Origin of the sequence: Moorena sp. SIO3E8, assembly GCF_010692445.1 — a bacterium.
GTDB lineage: Bacteria > Cyanobacteriota > Cyanobacteriia > Cyanobacteriales > Coleofasciculaceae > Moorena > Moorena bouillonii.
The window spans coordinates 1-20212 of record NZ_JAAHHM010000071.1 but is presented as its reverse complement, the minus strand read 5'-3'; the positions used below and the strand labels follow the sequence as shown (position 1 = coordinate 20212).

The 20212-nt window shown below is 44.6% G+C and carries 20 protein-coding genes; 10 read left to right on the top strand and 10 right to left on the bottom strand.

The window, feature by feature from the left end; all coding sequences use genetic code 11:
• The first annotated feature begins 39 nt into the window (after nucleotides 1-39).
• The 4 genes from F6K46_RS24785 (at nucleotide 40) to F6K46_RS24770 (ending at nucleotide 4524) form a co-directional block, all read left to right on the top strand.
• Nucleotides 40-243, top strand: coding sequence for a hypothetical protein (locus tag F6K46_RS24785; protein ID WP_075904771.1), 204 nt, complete (start codon nucleotides 40-42; stop codon nucleotides 241-243).
• Nucleotides 244-574: 331 nt separating this feature from the next.
• Entirely contained in the window at nucleotides 575-982 is a 408-nt protein-coding gene (gene gcvH / locus F6K46_RS24780; RefSeq protein WP_293054310.1) for a glycine cleavage system protein GcvH, read from the top strand.
• Nucleotides 983-1295: 313 nt separating this feature from the next.
• A complete protein-coding gene (gcvP, locus tag F6K46_RS24775; RefSeq protein WP_293054307.1) occupies nucleotides 1296-4265 on the top strand; it encodes an aminomethyl-transferring glycine dehydrogenase in 2970 nt (989 codons plus the stop codon).
• Nucleotides 4266-4395: 130 nt separating this feature from the next.
• Nucleotides 4396-4524, top strand: a complete 129-nt coding sequence (locus F6K46_RS24770; RefSeq protein ID WP_293054304.1) for a hypothetical protein — start codon at nucleotides 4396-4398, stop codon at nucleotides 4522-4524.
• Between the two features lie 3 nt (nucleotides 4525-4527).
• On the opposite strand, the gene F6K46_RS24765 is transcribed toward F6K46_RS24770, so the two are convergent.
• From F6K46_RS24765 to F6K46_RS24740, 6 genes are all read right to left on the bottom strand, one after another.
• Complete coding sequence (locus F6K46_RS24765) at nucleotides 4528-5064, bottom strand: CAP domain-containing protein (RefSeq protein ID WP_229424133.1); 537 nt, start codon at nucleotides 5062-5064, stop codon at nucleotides 4528-4530.
• Between the two features lie 358 nt (nucleotides 5065-5422).
• On the bottom strand, nucleotides 5423-5941 hold the full coding sequence (locus F6K46_RS24760; protein WP_293054298.1) for a DUF4365 domain-containing protein: 519 nt from the start codon (nucleotides 5939-5941) through the stop codon (nucleotides 5423-5425).
• On the bottom strand, nucleotides 5928-6107 hold the full coding sequence (locus F6K46_RS24755) for a hypothetical protein (RefSeq protein WP_293054295.1): 180 nt from the start codon (nucleotides 6105-6107) through the stop codon (nucleotides 5928-5930). Before F6K46_RS24755 ends, F6K46_RS24760 begins: the two co-directional genes overlap by 14 nt.
• A 296-nt stretch (nucleotides 6108-6403) precedes the next feature.
• A complete protein-coding gene (locus tag F6K46_RS24750) occupies nucleotides 6404-6916 on the bottom strand; it encodes a hypothetical protein (protein WP_075904765.1) in 513 nt (170 codons plus the stop codon).
• 62 nt (nucleotides 6917-6978) lie between these two features.
• Complete coding sequence (locus F6K46_RS24745) at nucleotides 6979-8427, bottom strand: metallophosphoesterase (RefSeq protein ID WP_293054496.1); 1449 nt, start codon at nucleotides 8425-8427, stop codon at nucleotides 6979-6981.
• Nucleotides 8375-8542: a hypothetical protein gene (locus F6K46_RS24740; protein WP_293054291.1), complete on the bottom strand. Its 168-nt coding sequence runs from the start codon at nucleotides 8540-8542 to the stop codon at nucleotides 8375-8377. The genes F6K46_RS24745 and F6K46_RS24740 overlap by 53 nt, the downstream gene beginning before the upstream one ends.
• A gap of 152 nt (nucleotides 8543-8694) precedes the next feature.
• Between F6K46_RS24740 and F6K46_RS24735 the strand changes: the two genes are divergently transcribed.
• Nucleotides 8695-8910 carry a hypothetical protein gene (locus tag F6K46_RS24735; protein ID WP_293054288.1) on the top strand — a complete coding sequence of 72 codons (216 nt, stop codon included), beginning with the start codon at nucleotides 8695-8697 and terminating at the stop codon, nucleotides 8908-8910.
• Here the strand turns inward: F6K46_RS24735 and F6K46_RS24730 are convergent.
• The 4 genes from F6K46_RS24730 to F6K46_RS24715 form a co-directional block, all read right to left on the bottom strand.
• A complete protein-coding gene (locus F6K46_RS24730) occupies nucleotides 8810-11062 on the bottom strand; it encodes a polysaccharide biosynthesis tyrosine autokinase (RefSeq protein WP_293054285.1) in 2253 nt (750 codons plus the stop codon). The genes F6K46_RS24735 and F6K46_RS24730 overlap by 101 nt on opposite strands.
• A gap of 186 nt (nucleotides 11063-11248) precedes the next feature.
• A complete protein-coding gene (locus tag F6K46_RS24725) occupies nucleotides 11249-13606 on the bottom strand; it encodes an SLBB domain-containing protein (protein WP_293054282.1) in 2358 nt (785 codons plus the stop codon).
• A 125-nt stretch (nucleotides 13607-13731) separates the two neighbouring features.
• The gene (locus F6K46_RS24720; RefSeq protein ID WP_293054279.1) at nucleotides 13732-13881 is read right to left on the bottom strand and encodes a hypothetical protein; all 150 of its coding nucleotides are present in this window, start codon (nucleotides 13879-13881) and stop codon (nucleotides 13732-13734) included.
• A 405-nt stretch (nucleotides 13882-14286) separates the two neighbouring features.
• Entirely contained in the window at nucleotides 14287-14532 is a 246-nt protein-coding gene (locus F6K46_RS24715; RefSeq protein WP_293054276.1) for a hypothetical protein, read from the bottom strand.
• Between the two features lie 453 nt (nucleotides 14533-14985).
• Between F6K46_RS24715 and F6K46_RS24710 the strand changes: the two genes are divergently transcribed.
• From F6K46_RS24710 to F6K46_RS24690, 5 genes are all read left to right on the top strand, one after another.
• The gene (locus tag F6K46_RS24710) at nucleotides 14986-16461 is read left to right on the top strand and encodes a hypothetical protein (protein WP_293054273.1); all 1476 of its coding nucleotides are present in this window, start codon (nucleotides 14986-14988) and stop codon (nucleotides 16459-16461) included.
• Between the two features lie 214 nt (nucleotides 16462-16675).
• On the top strand, nucleotides 16676-17095 hold the full coding sequence (locus F6K46_RS24705; protein ID WP_293054270.1) for a hypothetical protein: 420 nt from the start codon (nucleotides 16676-16678) through the stop codon (nucleotides 17093-17095).
• A 56-nt stretch (nucleotides 17096-17151) separates the two neighbouring features.
• Nucleotides 17152-18228, top strand: coding sequence for a glycosyltransferase family 4 protein (locus F6K46_RS24700; RefSeq protein WP_293054267.1), 1077 nt, complete (start codon nucleotides 17152-17154; stop codon nucleotides 18226-18228).
• A gap of 216 nt (nucleotides 18229-18444) precedes the next feature.
• Nucleotides 18445-18570, top strand: coding sequence for a hypothetical protein (locus tag F6K46_RS24695; RefSeq protein WP_293054264.1), 126 nt, complete (start codon nucleotides 18445-18447; stop codon nucleotides 18568-18570).
• A 27-nt stretch (nucleotides 18571-18597) separates the two neighbouring features.
• Complete coding sequence (locus tag F6K46_RS24690; RefSeq protein ID WP_293054261.1) at nucleotides 18598-19896, top strand: glycosyltransferase family 4 protein; 1299 nt, start codon at nucleotides 18598-18600, stop codon at nucleotides 19894-19896.
• Nucleotides 19897-20212: the final 316 nt, after the last annotated feature.

The following is a 20212-nucleotide window of genomic DNA, read 5'->3' as shown; positions in this document are numbered from 1 at the left end:
AACTAGATTCATCTGTATTAAATCTTCGCGTGTGTGCATATGGCAAGCTTCGTTACATCCGAATCCGGACAATTACATCACGACACTCAAGTTTGGAACAGTCTTAAACAAGCCATAGCCGCTAGTTCAGGATTTCAACGCTGGCAAATGGAACATCCCTTAGGTGAACAATTTCAGGATTATAGTCTTGATAGCCGAGTGCGTCGTTACTTACGTGAAACTCTAGAAATGCTTGCATACTGAATAGCCAGATAGGAGTTGCTCCTATCTGGCCTGATGTATTGTGATTTTAATTTATGAGTGCTTTGTGGCAGAAACGGGCAAAGCATTAGATAAGCTTGCTTAAAATTCTTCCTTTTATTCCTTCACTAAGCAAGACTATCATAAAGTGCAAATTAGTAGTGCTATTTCACTGGTGGCATTTTAAAGATATAGGTAGCTAGAAGTCAACCATTACTCAGTTACTACCTCTGAACGTTTCCTGTCAACGGTCAGCGGTCAACGGTCAAAGAGCGGCTGGACGAAAGACAAATGAGGAAGGATAATTAGCATTGCTGCTGATTTAGGAGTTGACATGGCCTTTGAATATCCTGATGACCTGAAATACCTTGATAGCCACGAATATGTGCGGCTTGATGGCGAAATTGCCACTATTGGTATTACCGCCTTTGCCATTGACCAACTGGGTGACTTAGTTCTTCTCGAACTCCCAGACATTGACGACACCATCGAGAAGGGTAACAAAGAAAATGACGAAAGCTTTGGTACCATTGAATCGGTCAAGGCCGTTTCGGATCTATATTCCCCGGTATCGGGTACGGTGGTAGAACGAAATGAGGAGATGATTGAGGCTCCTGAAAAGATTGCCGAAGACCCCTATGGTGAAGGCTGGTTAATTAAAGTGCGGCTGAATGACCCTGATAACCCACTGGAGGGTGTACTATCTGCTGAGGAGTACCGTTCCAAAGTCGAGGCAGAGTAGACTATAAATTGGTTTTAAAAGCAAGTAACTAAAGATACAGCTATTGCGAAGGTTCCGTAAAAAGCTGATAAATAGGGTTGTCATAAGTGAACCCAGGTGTATAAAGTTGTGTATCTAGAACCAATCTAGCAATACGTCTAGCTTGTCATATGCTAGGTTTTCATAGTGTATATTTAGAACTAAATTACTTTAGTTCTAAATCGCTTTAGTTATACATCCGGGCTTTGTGTATCTATAGATTTACCAACTTAGGGGGTCACAGCCCTCAAAAGTGACCCCCACCTTCGCTGCTTAATTCACAAATTTGTTTACTATGCAGAATTTGGATATCCAGGATCAAAAAAATAGAGCAAATACTCAGTCGTTGCTGAAATCTGACCCTACTGTTTCCGTATCAAAAACCCTACCATCTACCGATGCTTTTGTCAATCGACACATAGGTCCAAATCCAGATGCAATCGAGCAAATGCTCAAGGTCCTGGGTATATCCACTATAGATAGCCTGATTGAGCAAACTGTACCCGCCGCTATTTGGCTTAATCAACCTCTGCAGTTACCAGCGGCACAAAGCGAGTATGCTGCCCTGGCTCAGCTAAAAGAAATTGCCTCTAAGAATCAAGTATTCCGGTCTTTCATTGGCATGGGATATTACGACTGCATTACCCCACCTGTAATTCAACGGAATATCCTAGAAAATCCTGGTTGGTACACGGCTTACACCCCTTACCAAGCAGAGATTGCTCAGGGACGACTCGAAGCACTACTCAACTTCCAGACTATGATTATAGACTTGACTGGTCTGGAAATTGCTAATGCTTCCTTGCTGGATGAAGGAACAGCAGCAGCGGAAGCTATGAGCATGAGCTATGGTCTGTGTAAAACCAAAGCCAAACACTTCTTTGTTTCCCAAACCTGTCATCCCCAAACTATCGCAGTGGTACAAACCAGGGCTAGACCTTTGGGCATTGAGGTGATTGTTGGTGACCACCGCACCTTTGAATTTGACCAAGAGATTTTTGGAGCTCTGCTTCAGTACCCAGCAACGGATGGCACCATATACGATTATCGGGAATTTATTGATAAGGCTCATGGTGCTAAAGCCTTAGTAACTGTGGCAGCTGACATTCTAAGCCTTGCCCTGCTTACACCCCCTGGAGAATTTGGGGCTGATATTGCCATAGGCTGCACCCAGCGCTTCGGTGTTCCCCTAGGATATGGGGGACCTCATGCAGCTTATTTTGCTACTCGGGCAGCTTATAAACGGCAAGTACCAGGACGTATCGTTGGTGTATCAAAAGATGCTAATGGTAAAGCAGCACTGCGCTTGGCACTGCAAACCCGTGAGCAACATATCCGTCGTGACAAAGCCACGAGCAATATTTGTACTGCCCAAGTGCTCTTGGCGGTGATAGCTTCAATGTATGCAGTTTATCATGGGCGAGAGGGAATCAAAGGTATTGCCGAGAGAATTCATCAATTAACGGTTATCCTAGCGGAGGGACTGAAACGCTTAGGTTACAGTATTAGCTCAGAACCGTTTTTTGATACCTTGCGCGTAGAATTAAGCGATCGCTCTGTGTCAGGAATTATAGAAGCAGCTGAAGCAGGTCAAATTAATCTACGTATTATTGATTCAACTACTATCGGGATTTCCCTGGATGAGACAACGACGGCTAAGGATTTAGTAGACTTGTGGGAAATTTTTGCAAGTTTAGGGGAACCAAGCAGTGCATCCCTACTCTTTACTGTGGAAGAGTTGGCGGCTGAGGTAACACGTAAGGTGGCAGCTGATTTTAATGAACCGTTTGCTCGCCATAGTACCTACTTAACCAACCCAGTATTCAACCGCTATCACTCAGAAACGGAGTTACTACGCTATTTGCACCGTCTGGAAAGTAAGGATTTGGCTCTAAACACGTCCATGATTCCTCTGGGCTCGTGTACCATGAAGCTGAATGCCACTGCTGAGATGATGCCAGTGACATGGCCGGAATTTGGCAAGATTCATCCCTTTGCTCCGGTCTCCCAAACTCAGGGATATCAAATTCTATTCCAGCAGCTGGAAGAATGGTTAGCAGAAATTACTGGCTTTGCTGGCATTTCTCTTCAACCTAATGCTGGTTCCCAAGGGGAATATGCAGGATTACTCACTATTTGTAAGTACCATGAAAACCGGGGAGAAAGCGATCGCAATATCTGTTTAATTCCTACTTCTGCCCATGGTACCAATCCCGCCAGTGCGGTAATGGCTGGTTTAAAGGTGGTGGCTGTTGCTTGTGATCAGATGGGCAACATTGATTTAGATGATTTGAGGAAGAAGGCCGAGCACCATAGCCAAAAACTAGCTGCTCTGATGGTGACTTATCCCTCTACCCATGGTGTGTTTGAACAAGAGATTAAAGATATCTGTGCCATTGTCCACAACCATGGGGGACAGGTTTATATGGATGGGGCGAATATGAATGCCCAAGTGGGATTGTGCCGTCCAGGGGACTTTGGGGCAGATGTGTGTCACCTGAACCTGCACAAAACCTTCTGTATTCCCCACGGTGGGGGTGGACCTGGCATGGGACCAATTGGGGTGATGCCTCACTTAGTACCATTCCTACCCAAAACCTTAAAGTCTCAACCTTCAACCTTATCTATTGGTGCAATTTCTGCTGCACCCTGGGGAAGTGCCAGCATTCTACCGATTTCCTGGATGTATATTGCCATGATGGGCAGTGCGGGGTTAACTGAGGCGACTAAAGTGGCTATTCTTAATGCTAATTACATGGCTAAGCGGTTAGACCCTTACTATCCTGTTCTGTACAAGGGGAACAATGGATTAGTAGCTCATGAGTGTATTGTGGATTTGCGATCGCTTAAAAAGTCTGCGGGCATCGAAGTGGATGATATTGCCAAACGCCTGATGGATTATGGTTTCCATGCTCCAACGGTATCCTGGCCTGTAGCGGGGACAATGATGGTGGAACCTACTGAAAGTGAGTCGAAGGAGGAACTCGACCGTTTTTGTGATGCGATGATTGCCATCCGCCAGGAAATTAAAGCGATTGAATCGGGTCAGGTAGACCAAAGGGACAATCAGCTCAAGAATGCTCCCCATACAGCAGAAGCCTTGATGGTCAGTGAATGGACTCATCCCTATACCCGTGAGGAAGCAGCATACCCTGCACCTTGGTTAAGGGAACACAAGTTTTGGCCTGTGGCAGGGCGCATTGATAATGCCTTTGGGGATAGGAATTTGGTTTGTTCTTGTGAGGGAATGGAGGCCTACATCTAACTCCAGAGTCACTGGGAGAGTGTAGGGACTGTGGGGGGTGTGGGGAGATGGGGAGATGGGAAAATCGGGAGATTTTTATTTAGGGTAATTATCCTGACATGATATAACTCGGTTATTAACGGGGGTTAGGGTGATTCCGACTCCCGACTCCCTCGGTGCGCTTTCCGTAGGCGAATTAAATTCGCCACGGGTCGCACCGCTCCCGACTCCCGATTCCCGATTCCCTACTCCCTACTCCCTACTCCCTACTCCCTACTGAGTATTAACGTGGTGAACCAAACACCTGCACCCAGTAGTGGCGATAGGGGCTGGAAGGATCGCTGACATAACCAAAGCCAATTTCTTGATACTGAGGCTTGAGTATATTACGGCGATGACCAGTGCTTCCCATCCATTGCCTAATGGTTTGAGCAGGAGTCGAGTAACCTGCGGCAATGTTTTCACCAACATAGGAATATAGATATCCTGCTGCTTTAGCGCGATCGCTTATTTTAGAACCATCCGAACCAGTATGACTGAAAAAACCATTGCGCACCATATCTTCAGCGTGTAGCTGTGCGGCTTGACTTAGCTCAGCAGAAAGCTGTAATGGTGGCAAGCCAGCTTTTCGCCGTTCAGCATTGGTTAGTCCAAGCAACTCAGTATTGAATTTAGCTAAGGATGAGCTACTGGTTAGCACAGTTATCTGCTCCTGAGAACCTCTCTGGAGGGTGTTATTGGAATAAGTGTTAGCCACAACTGAGCTAGACTGAAGCGCTATTTCAGATAATCCGAGCAAAGTAAGCGGAGCAATTGCCAAAAATTTAATTCTATGCATAAATCACCTGATGGGACAACATCTGCAATAGATCCGATGGCACCCGGTAGCCATTAAAATGGCGCTAGATAGATAGAGCAATCCTATTCAACTTTTGAAGGGGATTGCTATGTATATTGACTAACCGTCCCCTGAAAAGGTTCCCTAATTCTTTTATGGGAAATTACCAGGGGAGGTTTTTTTGCCTTCGCTTAGCGTGGCCGAAAGGGCATCGCATTTTCATTTCTTTGAGAGCTTATGCGCGTAGCGCATAAGCTAACTGCTGACGGCTGACCGCTGACCGCTGAGAGCTTAATGCTTAAACTCTTTAAAAATAACGTTTCTAGTAAAAATAACGTTTCTAGGAACGATGACGAATCACTCCCGGTAACTGGCGCAGCACATCATTTTTATATCGAGCGAATTTTTTAATGGCATCTTGATTGACAATATTCTTTTTAGGAAGATTAACAGTAATGGTTTCTTCCATTTGCCATGGATCAAAGTTTTGCCAGTTTTCAAAGTAGGCTTGCAAGTACAGCCAATAGGCTAGATCGAGCTGAGCATCGTATACAATCAGGATACATGGCATTGGTTCTTTTAACCATGGCTCTATGTCTGAGCGTCCTAGGGGAAAGCCTATGGTTTCTTGGTCAGCGGCTAGCATACTCAGAAAATCCGTTGCTTTTAGCTTGACGTAAATTTTACCATTTTCAAGTTCACCATTGGCATCATAGGTAAAGATAATCAAGTCAAAACCATAGGTATACCCAAGCTCAACTCGTTCTACGGAGTAACCACATAATAATACATATCTTTCCACATAATTGATACTGAGATCAGCAATAATTTGTTCTCTCGGTCGTTTAGTTTTCTTCATTAGACCGGAAGCAATAGAAATGGTTTACTCTATAGCTTACAGCAGTTTTCAATTGGGTCAGTACTTTCGTTCTGGGTTTTAGGGAGCAGGGAGTAGGGAGTAGGGAGTAGGGAGTAGGGAGTGGTAAACAATCCTGTTGGGAGCAGGTCTTGCAATGCTTAAACATTAGTACTATTTTCCAGTAGAGCAAGCAATTACCCATGAGGGGGCTATAGATAATGTACAAATATTCATCCAGGACATGCTCCCCTTCAGACCTATTACCTATTACCTATTACCCATTACCTATTACCTTAGTACTAATGTTGCTGCATAAGTGACATGCTCCCATCCTGTTTACCTCACTCATGATGACAATTGCTATAGATCATCAGAGTTTAGCTTGAAATAAAAGCGATCGCTTATCTATGGAGATAAGCGATCGCTTTTAGTATTCAGAGATTATCCAATCAAAAATCCGATTTAAGCACCAGCTAGGACAAAATCCACTTCATCAGCTCCGTCAGTTTGATCTTGACCGGAGGTAATTTGTTCCCCATTCACTTCAACAGCGAAAGGTGTGCTGTCTAAATTGATATTGTAATCCGTTGCGTCAGCAGTATATCCTACGCTAGCTACCATCTTACGACCCTCATCGGTATAGATGAATGCCAACATTTGGTTTTTTTCTTTCTGATTGTCGTAAGCCCAAATGACCATATATTGTTGGTCTTGATAGTCGAATACTTTAGGCGCACGAGTGGGGACATAACGACCAGGAGCTCCAAAGCTAACATCCAAGAAGTTTTGCACAGAACTGTCTTGTACGATAGCGTAGGCAACTTCTTGGGGAGAGGTAGCTTCTGCGTCACCTTCACTTTCGTCCCTCTCTTCTTCTTGATCACGGTTGCGGAAATAATCCACAGCCATTTTAGTTCCGACCGCACCGACTGCTGCTATACCAGCACCCATTAGTATGTTGCGCAGTTTACTCATTTGTTGTTATGGCCTATGACTATCAACGCATTATAATATAGCAGTTCTCAATTCCATAGTGTTTACAGATTCTGGATCACAAAGGGTTTGATAGCACTACTACTCCACTTATTCTTGAGTTTCTCAACTATAAATGGCCGAATTACAAACTTAGGGGGCACACCGTTATGTACATCAATCCGTAGGAACGTATGAGGAGAGCGGGCTGTTCTACCTTTACCTTTGCGCCCGATAAATAAAAGCGATCGCGCCACCATTTGAACATAACCTCCCCCACTAATTTCCATCACTTCAACCCCATCTTTGCGCTGATGCCGCAAACTAGCACCACTTCCGCCACAGACCAGCCAATTTAAATGGGAGTCAGCATGTTTAGTATCAAAGGTACGCAAATGCTCAAAGCAATGGGCGTGTCCACTTAAGATTAAATCTACCAGTGGGCGTTTTTCGGGTAGGGAACCAATAGCAGCAGCGACCTGATCTAATACTTGGCGTAAATGGCCACGAACTGCGATCGCATCTGGCTGCTCCCATCGACTTGTTTCCGTTGAATAAGGAGAGTGATGAAGATAGATCACTCGTCCCCTTACCTGAGGATCATGCCAAGAATCAATTAACCGTTGCTTTAACCAGTCTAGTTGCTCTCGGTCAGAACCAGCCTTAGGTTTAGACGAAGAGTCAGAACTACAAAAGGTATTGGAATCAAGGGCAAAAAAGTCAATGCCGCCATATCTAAAGGTATAGTAGCGATTGGGTAGGCGGGTAAAGTGACCAGGTTGGTAGCGCAGGCATCTTCCCGTTTTGGTCTTGGCCGTATAGTTTTGGTTGAGGTACTCAGCTAAATTACGGCGCTTGTGAGGCTGACTCAAGCAATCAAGAAAAGCGTGAGCATAGGCTTTGCCTTGGTAAGAACTATCCCAACCTAGGGTCAACCCTAACTTAGATTTTAACCAACGGCGTAGAGGTAAACTTAACTGAGCAAATAATCTGGGCAGAAACGTCAGGTCATAGTAATCATGATTTCCTGGTACAGGGAAAATCGGATGATTAAAAACTAGTCGAGTAGTGTCAGTTTTCTTGACAGGACTCCTAATACCGAAAACCTCTCGGTAGAATTTCAAAAATTTCTCCAGATAAAACTCACCCGACCCAAAGGGATAAACCAGATCCCCTGTGTGTAAGGTAAAGCGACAAGTATCGATGTGCTCACCTAATTGTTGAGCAATTTGTGCTTGCAGCTTCTCTCCATATTTCGTATCTGAATCCGTATCCCCAAGGACTAGAAAGGAAAAGTCTGGACGTTCATTGTCACCATCATCAAGGACTAACTGAGTTTGGTCAATTCCCTCGTTGATAATTCTAGGATTACCCCAGCATAAGCAATGGTTGATGGTGGCAATTTTAGTAGCAATAGGTGGGTCATATAGCATGTTTAAAATAGGTGAGGTAGATTTTTTTTTAGGGAGTAGGGAGTAGGGAGTAGGGAGTAGGGAGTAGGGAGTAGGGAACAGGGAGTAGGGAGTAGGGAACAGGGAACAGGGAACAGGGAACAGGGAACAGGGAACAGGGAACAGGGAGCAGTGGACAAAAATTAACAAAAATAGTATCAGGAAAATACTTTGGCAAGAGCTTTAATTAAAACCGCTATATATTAACTATAATTTTTATAAAATTGCTTATCAAGCATAACCCTTTATTTATGATGATTTTAAGTTTAATTTAATCCAAAAAATATAAACTTAAATTCTTAATTTTTAATAATCAATAACTTACCTGAAATGCTCCCTGCTCCCTACTCCCTACTCCCTACTCCCTACTCCCTACTCCCTACTCCCTACTCCCTACTCCCTACTCCCTACTCCCTACTCCCTATTCCCTATTCCCTATTCCCTTTTACTTGGACAATGTCGATGGAACTTTCTCTTCCTCCTCCCAATCCTGTTCTTTGTGATTGTTTCCGTAACCATATTTGTAGTAACTGTAAGGGCTATTAGCGTCACCTTGAACACCATTAGCAACAATCCCTAAAACGTTAACTCGAGACAGTTTAAGATTATCAAGAGCTTGGGTCAGAGCAGAGCGGTCTGTTTTTTCAATGCGAGTTACCAGAATCAATCCATCGGTGCTAGGAGTAAGCAAGGTAGTATCTGCTAATCCCAAAACTGGGGGAGTATCATAAATCACCAGGTCGAATATATCCTCGAAATATTTGATCAATCCTTTCATTTTCTCGGAAGAGAGTAGTTTGGTAGGGTCTGGAGGAATTTTGCCTGCGGTGAGGACTGATAAGCCAGGTATAGGTAACTCGTCGTTAATTACCTGTTCAGGGGATCGGGTTTGAGCAATTAAATTACTTAATCCCAACTCGTTGGGTAATTGCAATCTGGTATGAACTTGGGGTTTACGCATATCCGCATCCACTAGTAACACCTTTTTTCCCATGGCTGCCGCTGTTTGAGCCAGGAAAAGCGAAATGGTTGACTTACCATCCCCAGGTGTAGATGAACTGATGGCCACAGAATGGATTGGGCGGTCTGAACTCAGTAATTGAATATTGGTATAGAGTACTCGTAGGGCTTCCAAAAAGTGTGAGGATTGGGAGTCCCCATAATAGATGTAAGGCGTTGATTTTTGCTTCAAAGCTGGTATTAGCCACGTAAAAGGTTTAGACAATAAACCTCCTACTTTGGCTAGGGAGTTATTACTTGGCGTTGCTGCTATTTGTTTATTAATGGGGATATTCCCTAACAAGTGGAGTTTGGTTTGCTGTTTTAGTTCCAGGGCAGTGTGATAAACGTTATCTAATTTTTCCAAAATCAAAGCCACACCAATGCCTACAGCAATACTAGCTACAGCTCCCAAGGTTATACTACGTTGAATATTAGGAGAGATGGGAGCCACTGGCCGAACTGGGGCTTCAATTACTTCCCAAGGAATCTCGGTTTGGGCGGCTTCGATTTGCAACGTTTCCCAGGTAGCCCGAAAACGGTTTAACCCCTCAGTAGCAATTTGTATTTCTAGCTGTAAGTCGGTGTATTGTCTGGCTAAGGCAGGCATTTGTTGAGCCTGTTGTTCTAGCTGTTGTTGGGCAACTAATAAGCTTTGACGTTGGGTTTCAAGCCTTTGCACCTCAGTTACACCTTCTGCTAACTTGGAGCCTAAAATTCGCTCTGCTTCTTGCTCTAGAATCGGAAGGAGGTTCTGCCGTTGATTTTGGAGAAGTCGAATCGCCGTGCTTTGTGGTTGGAAGCGAGTTAATTCCCCAGCGATTTGGGTTTCCACCTCTCTTAACTGACCAATGATTTGCTGATATAGTGGAGCGTCACTAAGAGCCGCCAGAGCTCCAGTTTCTTCTTGTAGAGAACCAACATAGAAGCGGGTTTGAACTAATTGTTGTTCAAGGGCTAAGTTTTCCTGCTTCAAGGCGGTAATTTGAGAAGCGATTAGTTCAGCTTGGCTGTCTGGGTTAGTAAACTGATATCGCTCTCGAAAGGCTTGTAATTGGTTTTGCAGTTCATTTACCCTGGCTTGTAAAGATGGTAACTGGTTTTCAATGAATTGAATCCCTTGGCGTAAGTTAGTCTGGCGCTCGTTCAGGGAGTAGTTCAGGTAGACTTTGGCTAATTGCTCTAAAATAGTGAGGATCAGATCCGGATCGTTTCCCTGGTAGCTGATTTCCAAGATCTTAGTTTTCCCTAAGCGAGTAATTTTTAAATTGCCAATTAGGGAATTATAACTAATTTCGGGATAGGTTTTTTGTACTTCTGCGAGCACTACTTCCATTAGCTCAGGACTACGCAGGACTTGAATTTGGGTTTGGTAGTCTAAACTAGATTTAATGTTTTGGTTCCCTAAACCAGGCGTTAAATTGCCTAAGTCATTTTCAGCATTAACAGGCTCTACTAAAATCCGAAATTTGCTTTGGTAACTTGGCTCTTCATTTAAACTTCTCGGGATGACGAAGGATATCCCTGTCACTGTTACCCCTACAATGACTACTCCTCGCCGTCGCGCCACCGCAAACCAACGGCCCAAATCCCACTCACTGTCTTCTGATTCTAACCACGGTGACCCTTGAGGTAAAGGGGGAAAGCTACCGTTACTACTCGTAACTGAGGGAGGAGAGGGAGAAAAGTTATGAACCATTGAGTTTCGCTTCCAATTTAATCAAGGGGATGCTAGAACAGTTGACTACACAAGAGTTGGTTGGTACCGGTTATACAGAGATATGGCACCTTCAATTAAAAGCTCTAAAATTTATAATTCAGCAGTCATGATTCAGGATTAATAATAAATATTTTTTTTAGGTAATTATATATATAAAGATCTAAGTTAAAACAATGAACGTAAAGGATTCAATATTTTTAAAATTGGGTCTAAAATGTTAGATATGGTATCAGTAATTTTGGTATAACTGGAGCGACCAGCAATGATAATATCGTTCTGGGATAGCAGAGGGTTAGTTTGGGGATCAATTCCTTGTTTAAAATTGACTTCGATTTCCCTTCGCGTTAGGCTACCATCAGGATTAAAACGAATTAGCTCCACAATTTTTTCTGCTCGCTCATTAAATCCACCCACAGAAAGCAAAGCTTCATTAAGAGTGGTATTAGATGGCATTTCGACTGTTCCTGGTTGTTTCACTTCTCCAGCAACATTGACCCGAATTACATCTGGAGAAAGGTTAGTCGAGGCAATTTGAGCAGCTTCTACGGCGGTAATTTCTGTGGCAGTAGGAATAATCACTGTGTCTCCCTTTTGCAAGGCCAAATCTTGACTGAGGTCGCCATCTTGTAATAATTTCCAGAGGTTAATGTTAATCAGCTGTTCTGTGCCATCGCGAGTGGGGCGACGCACTTGAATTTCCCGCACGTTAGCTGAGGGTTTAATGCCTCCGGCGGTTTGAATCGCTTGACTAACTGTCGGGCGACTAGTGCCGTTTTGTCCTCCTTTTAGGCGGTAAGCGCCTGGTCGAAATACTTCCCCTACCACAGCAACATCAGATATTTCCTCAGTGCTAGCTAGGTTAGATGCTGCTAGTTGAGCGGTTTTGGCTAAGTCCACCTCAGTGGTGGTGGGAATCTTAATTACATCCCCATCCCGCAAAATCAGGTTTTGACTCAAATCACCTGCTTGCAGCAGTTGTGAGAGATTGACGGTAATAGTGTCGGTGATACCAGAAGGTTGAGTACGCCGAATTTCGACTCGCTCTAAATCCGCCGATTGGGTCATACCTCCAGCAAGCTGCACCGCTTGAGCGAGACTGGGAAACTGAGCATTATTGATTAAAGGTAAAACGTAGGAGCCTGGTTGTTTAATTTCCCCAGAAATAGCGATTTGTAACGGGCGGGGTTGTAGTAAACTAACCGTGATGGCAGGAGAGCGCAATTCCGATTGATATTGAGTTGCGATCGCGATTTCGGCTTCTTCTAAGGTCATGCCGTCAACGCTCAGTTTCCCGACTAAGGGCAACTTGATAGAGCCATCCACACCAACCTGTTGTTCGCCACTAAACTCGGGCACCCTGAAAATAGTAATTAGAATCACATCCCCTGCACCAAGGGTATAGGTCTGGTCGATCACAGGGCTAAATGACTCTACAGGAGGTGCAGGAGTGGTAAGGTCAGGAAGACTGGGGAATGGTATTGTTTCGATAGGTTGCTCAAAGGTCGGCAGAGGCACCATGTCTGTGGACTGACCTGGGGGGGATGGTAGGGGCTGGGTGGGTTGCTCAAAGGTGGGCAGAGGTTGGATCTCTGTGGACTGACCTTCAGAAGACTGACCTGGGGACGGTGTTGGTGTCGATTGAGCAATAGCCAATTCAGCAATGGTCGATTCAGCAATAGCCGAAGCAAGTACAATGTCCCTGGCCTGTTCACCATTAGGCAGTGATTCCCTGAAGGTAAGCATAGCTAACTTCCCAGGAGCAGCTAAGTTGGCATCGGCAACGATTAGCTCGGGATAATCCTGTGGTTGATTAGAAATTTCGAAAAATGAACCATTAACTAACCTCAGGTCTGAGCTAAAGGTTAATTTCATCACAGGTCGATTGGTAGTTTTGGCCTTTGCTACCACCTTTGATTTGCTTAGTTTTTTCACCTTAGGGATGGTGGCAATCCTCTCAGCTGGCGGTTTTTTGGGTACCTTTACTGGAGGTGGCTCCACGGTTTCCCATGGCATTTTGATCAAATCACTGCCAACGGAACGAGCCACAATTCGCTCAATCGGTAGTTTTTTGCTCGGTAGGATTTTAATCGGTAGTACTATATCTGCCGGACTAGCCGTTACCCTAGGAAGGGGTGGAGGCAGGGGGGGTGGTTTAATGGTTGCAACGGTTTTTGGGCTAACGGTTTTTCCGGGAATAGCTAGTGAGGTTGACGATGACTTACCTCGGTCTAACTGAGATGGGGTCAGGGAAAACTTTCCCTTAGGAAACCGTTGTGGTTTACTAATGGTTTGTGACTCTTGGGGATTGGTATCCTTTTTTCCGAGATTGCCGAGATTGCCGAGATTTTCGAGATTGCCGAGATTTTCAAGATTGCCGAGATTTCCAAGATTCAATCTTGATTGATCAGTAGAAATCAGTTGGAGAATAGGATGCTCGTTGTAATTCCAATTATTACTCAGCCCATACCCTATACAATAGCTAGCGGCGGCTGACATCGGAATCAGTACTAAGGCTTTAAACATAGGATAATTTGATGGACTTCAAGAAACTCCAATTTTTGGACTAAGCACGTTTAAAATTTTCTCAGTAAAGTTTTTCTAAGTTCTGGGTTTTAGGGAGTAGGGAGTAGGGAGTAGGGAGCAGGAAACTAACTTAATTGACCTCTATCCTTAATACTGTTCTTAGGGTAATTATCAGGATTATTCCCTACAGAATTCTTTTGGAGTAGGGAACAGGGAGTAGGGAGTAGGGAGTAGGGAGTAGGGAGTAGGGAGTAGGAAAAGGTGCATCTCCCCATCTCCCCATCTCTCCATCTCCCCACACTCGGAAGTTCCCAGATCCGCTGTTACCTTTCGAAAATTTAAAGGTATCATTTCTCTTGGATTTATCATTGGAAATGTGAATAAAAAATGTGAAGGTAATCGTGAATTTAAAACTTCATATTAACTTCATTTTTAACTGCTCCCTTAATTTCAATAAATCCTGAGGTTATCCTTAAGGTTAGTAGAAAGGAGACGATAACCCAAGGGAGCTAATTTTAATCAGCTAAGAGAATATAGCAGTTCTGATCACGAGTGACCGAAATTGCTGATCTTTTTAAAGGAAAATTCAGGCATGCAGCCATGCATTGCTGCTCCCTACTCCCTTCCCGTTCGCACAGGGTCTGGCTCTGCGAGTAAGCGTGGCTCACGGCCTTAGCTACCTACTCCCTTTTTTTTATTTGATAGCGTTCAAATAAATATAGCAATTTTGATGACAAGTGAGATACACTGGATTTTCTCCCTGCTCCCTGTTCCTTTTTTTTATTTGATAGCGTTGAAATAAATATAGCAAGTCTTATACCCATGAGGTACAAATCTCTGGGTTTTAGGGAGCAGGGAGCAGGGAGCAGGGAGCAGGAAATAGCAAAGATATAATAGGGAAGAGGTAAAAATAATCTGTACCTCATAGCTACGATAAACGCTATATAGTTTTTTCCTTACTTATCAGGTATTTTAAAGTTTGTGTTACATAGTTTACAGCCTCTGCACTATCCATTTTTATCCCTAAAAAACTATAAAATTTTACATAAAAATATAACGATTAGATGCATAATTTAAAAACTGCTACTTTTTAATCAATGAAATAAGTCAAATAAATTGGAAAAAGTTTTTTAAATAAATCCTGATGTTAATTTCAATGTTAGTAGAAGTGATCCGAGAACTAAATCGAGTTGATTATTGATCAGCTAGGAGGAGAAACTATCCTCTTGTAGTCACTAACTAATCGGCTCCGTTCTATTAACAAGTTTTGAGTGCATCTTAGGTTAATTCCTGCATCTTTTTTCTGGGAGTACGCTATACCACACCTATATTATTTAAACGTTACGGACTGACACTAAAATTCAGAGTCAGCTTAAGGCATGATTCACATTTCCAAACTTGCAACCTATAGTTTTGCGGTGTTAACTCCTTGGTTTATCGGGGGTCAAGCTTCAGCAACTGCGGCAGTCCCTGATGGGGGGAACCCCCAAGACCGCGCTGCCTTTAATTCATACTCTAAGTACAAGGATTTAGGAACCTCTGTTTCTACTGTTAATCCTACTGTTAAGAGTCCCTCTGTAAAGGTACTGCTGGGAACAACTCCTGTGGGGCTCAGTACTACTGACCGTGAGATTAAAACTAGTCCAGAAGGAGTTAACCACCTTGGTGCCATCTCTAAGGTAGGTACTCCAGTCTTGGGAGCTGGACTAGTTGCTGGTAATCAGGTTAACTATCCAGTTAATTATCCAGTTAACTCGGTTGCTAAGGTCACCACTGAAACTGGTATAACTCAAGGAAGATTAATCTCTACCGCAAGCGGTTTTTCTGGCGTTGCTGATTCTGGGTATGATTCCGCCCCCCTAGCCCCCCAATTCTGGGGGGAACAAAACTCTGAAAGTCCCCCAAAGTTGGGGGATTTAGGGGGCTTGAGAAAAAGCAGACGATCACTATCAAGCACACTAGTTTCTCAAGTGTCTCAACCTAATGACGCTAGTGACGCCAGTGACGCTACTAACGCCTCTGAATCTCCAAATGCTTCCCCAATTCCGCCAGACATTCAAGAGAAACTCCGTGAGTATAGACAAAAACTAGAGTTATACCGATTAGCCACTGAGTCACGTAAGCCTCGTACAGTTTATCCAGGATTTAGCATTGCCAATCCCTCTGGATTTGGGGCTGACAACTTCCAAGGCTATGTTGGTGCTGGTTTTCAATCTCGCACCCGCTTTAGCGGTGGTGAGGGTGGTTTGATCGGAGGTGGTATGGATGGAACTTTAGCATTTGGCTTTGGTGTTGGGGACGCCACGGACTCAATCGGCTTACAAGTTTCTTATACTATGACTAGTTTTGGTGGTAGCCGAGCTTTTGGGAGTGGAAGTGTCAATGCCAAGCTGCATACTCAACTTGGTCAGGGATGGGGTGTTGGTGTAGGAGGAGAAGGACTCCTTGAAGTAGGAAGAGACGGAGCAGTTGATTTCCAGGATACCTACTATGGCGCAGTGACCAAGGTGCTTCCCCTCAGACCTAACCCTCGTGACCCTTTTGGTTTGGCAGTCGTCACGGTCGGAGCTGGTACAGGTCGGTTTCGTAGTGAAGAAAAAGTATTTAATCAAGAAAAGGGTATTGGTGTCTTTGGTAGTGTAGGTGTGGGAGTGCTCCCGTGGCTAAGTGTAATTACGGAGTGGACGGGACAAGATTTAGCCATCGGTGCATCCATCGCCCCGTTTAAAAATATCCCTATCGTAATTACTCCCGCCCTAAGAGATATTACTGGTGCAGGGGACGGAGCCCGTTTTGTGATGGGTGTTGGTGGCTCAGTGGGAGATGTTATCTCTCTGCTGGATCTGATTTTCTAAGATTCTGGTTTAGGTCTCAACTGCCTTTCAGGCAAGCTAATAGGCTGCATCTCATGTTTGCTGTTTGGCCCGGTGGTGCGTTACGGGCAGCAACCTAACGCTGGCTAGGCGAAAAATGAGGGCAAGCCCCCCTAACGCACCCTAGGCAAAATTTTCAAATATGAGATGCACCCAGCTAACAGGTTACACCGAGGTAAATTCATAGAGGTAAATCATGAAACTTATGCCTTCAGTTAAAAGTAAAACTGCCAGTATTGTGGCAATCACCGCTTTGACAGTGGGATTAACTCCAGTTTTACCTGCTGGTGCTCAGCAGACTAACCAGTCAGACGGTACAGGGGCAGTAGCAGCAATTTTCAGGGGGGCTATTACCCCGAACGTCATCCAGCGATTTACCGGGAATGTTACTAACACCCGTCCTAATCCTATTTTTGGCGGCAGCGGCAACAACCGTATTAATGGTTTGGTCAGAGGCCGTTTTGGGGGTTCTTCAAATAACTCACAGCCATCCCAGTCTGCTGCTGCACAGCTCGCCCAAGAAATCGATAGTTGTGTTGCTACTGGTTGTAATGACTTGCCCAATTTACTACAGGAAGCAGGTGATTTGATACAAGGATTGGAGAATTCCATCTAACCAATCGCTTGATAAATTTTAGTTCTGAGAGCTGGTAATTTTTACGCCATTGCACCATGGTTTCCTCTGGATATTATGTAATTGCCTTCATTGTTGCCGCTTTAATTGTTTTCAATACTATTCCGATAGTTAAAGCGGCTGCCATCAAGTATCAGTACACAGATTTACCAGCCGAGCGTAAAGTGCATCGACAACCGATGGTGCGTTTAGGGGGAATTTCTATTGCTGCTGGCACCTTACTTGCTCTATTTTTAGTATGGAGTTTAGGAGGGTTGGCTGATTTTCCCCCTGGCGTTTCTTCAGAGGTTTGGGCAGTTGTTCTCGGCAGTTTCTGCTTTTTCTTGATTGGCGTCACCGACGATTTGGTGAGTTTATCGCCCTTAACGCGCTTGTTACTGCAAGCGGGAGTGGCTAGTGTCGCTTGGGAAATGGGGCTGGGGATTAGCGTTGTTAGTTTGCCAGGAGTGGGAATAATCCACTTAGGATGGCTGAGCTTACCCCTGACGGTCTTTTGGCTGACAGGGGTTGTCAACGCCATAAACTGGATTGATGGACTGGATGGCTTGGCTTCAGGAGTGGCTGGGATTGCTGGGGTGATGATTTTCCTGCTCAGTTTGTTCATGGGGGAAACTGAGGCAGCACTAATTAGTGCCGCATTAGTGGGGAGTTTATTAGGATTTTTGTACTATAACTTCAATCCAGCCCAAATTTTTATGGGAGATGGTGGCTCCTATTTCATCGGTTTCACTATCGCTAGCCTGAGTGTGATGGGATTGGTGAAAAGTGCCGTAGCTACCACAGTGCTCTTACCCTTAGTGGTCTTGGCTGTACCCCTTTTAGATATGTCTGCGGTGATTATCCTGAGATTATATCATGGTAGCTCACCTTTCCAAGCGGATCAACGGCATCTCCATCATCGTTTATTAAAGGCAGGTTTGTCTCATCGACTAACGGTATTACTGATTTACGCCCTGACCTTATGGGTTGGCAGTTTAGCGCTAGTCTGTGTTCAGTTTCCTCGCAGTCCGGTAATTGTTGGTAGTACAACAATTTTACTGGGATTGGTCAGTTGGAGAGCATGGGAGTCTGTTCATGGCTCTTCAATGAAAGAGGGAGTAGGAAGTGGGGAGTAGGGAGCAGGGAGCAGGGAGCAGGGAGCAGGGAGCAGGGAGTGGGGATCCCCCCTAACCCCCCTTAGTAAGGGGGGAATAGCGCTGAGAAGGAAGGAGTCTTAATAAGGAGGGAATAGCGCTGAGAAGGCGGGAGTCGGGAAAAAATTCTTTGTACCTGATCAGTACGAGAATTGCTACAGATCTTATTACATCTGAATTGTAAACGTGGCTGGGGAGATGGCCAGATGGCCATCTCCCCATACTCCGCGCGCCATCTCCGCGTGCCCCCTCTCCACACTCCCGATTCCCGATTCCCGATTCCCGATTCCCGATTCCCGATTCCCTAAAACAAAAGTACTTTAACCAATTGAAAAGACTATCAGTGGACCTATGGTTTTAATTAAACAACTAAAACTATCAAACCCAATTAAAGACTGGTTACCAACAAATACAGTTAGTGACCAGTCTCTGCGGCTGTCTGTACTAACTCAGTTTTTTCCTCCTGACTATGCTGCTACTGGCCAGCTTATTCAAGAGTTGGTGATGCAATTGGGCAAACAAGGTATGGATATTAAGGTGTTTACTGGGCAACCAGGCTATGCCTTTGAGACTGCCACTGCACCAATGTATGAGAAGTTGGGAAAAGTACAAATTAAGCGATCGCGTGCCTCTCAACTTTGGCCTCAGCGCATTCGTGGTAAGGCTATGAATGGCTTAATTTTTGCTGTGCGAGCGTTCTTGCACTTAGTTAAAAACTGTCGTCGTCGTAATTTGGTGTTATTAACGACTGCGCCACCGTTTTTCCCTGTGGTTGCCTACCTGGCTCGTAAGATTTTTGGTATGCGCTATGTTTGCCTAATTTACGATTTTTATCCAGACATTGCTGTAGAATTAGGAGTGATTGGTCACAATCATCCCTTAGCTCGATTTTGGAGAGGTCTTAATCGTCTGGTTTGGCGTAAAGCGGAGGCAATTATTGTCCTCAGTTCAGCCATGAAGCAACGAGTAATAGATACCTGTCCTAAATTGGCTAACAAGGTGGCAGTGATTCACAGTTGGGCTAACCCAGATGTGATTGTGCCACTGGCCAAGCCAGATAACTGGTTTGCCCAAAAGCACAACTTAGTTAATAAATTCACGGTGCTTTACTCTGGTAATATGGGGCGCTGCCATGATATCGACACCATTCTTGAGACTGCTAAATTACTAAAAGACGAACCGATTCAGTTTGTCTGTATTGGTAGTGGCGCGAAGCGAGAGACGTTAATCGAGGACGTGAAGCGCTTAGGCTTAACTAACTTTCTGTTTTTGCCCTACCAAGACAAAGAGGTGCTGCCCTACTCCTTAACCGCTTGCGATCTCTCGTTAGTCAGTGTGATTCCTGGTATGGAAACCTTAGTGGCTCCTAGCAAACTCTACTCTGCGTTAGCGGCTGGGGTTCCCGTGGCGGTGATTTGCTCTCGGGAGGCATACTTAACGGAGCTGATCGCTAAGGCTAAGTGCGGTGCCAGCTTCGTGAATGGAGACAGCCAAGGTCTGGCTGACTATATCCGCTCTCTGGCCGCTAATCAGCCGTTAGTTAAGTCCCTAGGTCAGGCTGGTCGTGAGTATTTATTAGAGAATTTTACTCCTGAAGTGATTGCTAAACAGTATGATCAGGTTCTTTGTGAAGCGTTAACGAGGGAGTAGGGAATTTAGAATTTAGAATTTAGAATTTAGAATGCGGGAATCAGGAGTCGGGAGTCGGGAGTCGGGAGTCGGGAATCGGGAATCGGGAGTTGGCAGCGGTGCGACCCGTGGCGAATTTAATTACGGGTCAAGCGCACCGTAGGGAAAAAATTCTGTCTACCTCATAGTTATGAAAAATGCTGTCATGATCTGGGGGGGCGACATGAGAGCTAAAAAGTAGACTGTATAAGCTTCATAGCTCTCATACCTCGTAAATAATTATCGAGCTTATGACGACTTAAACGCATTAACTTATCAACTAATTCCCAACATTGCG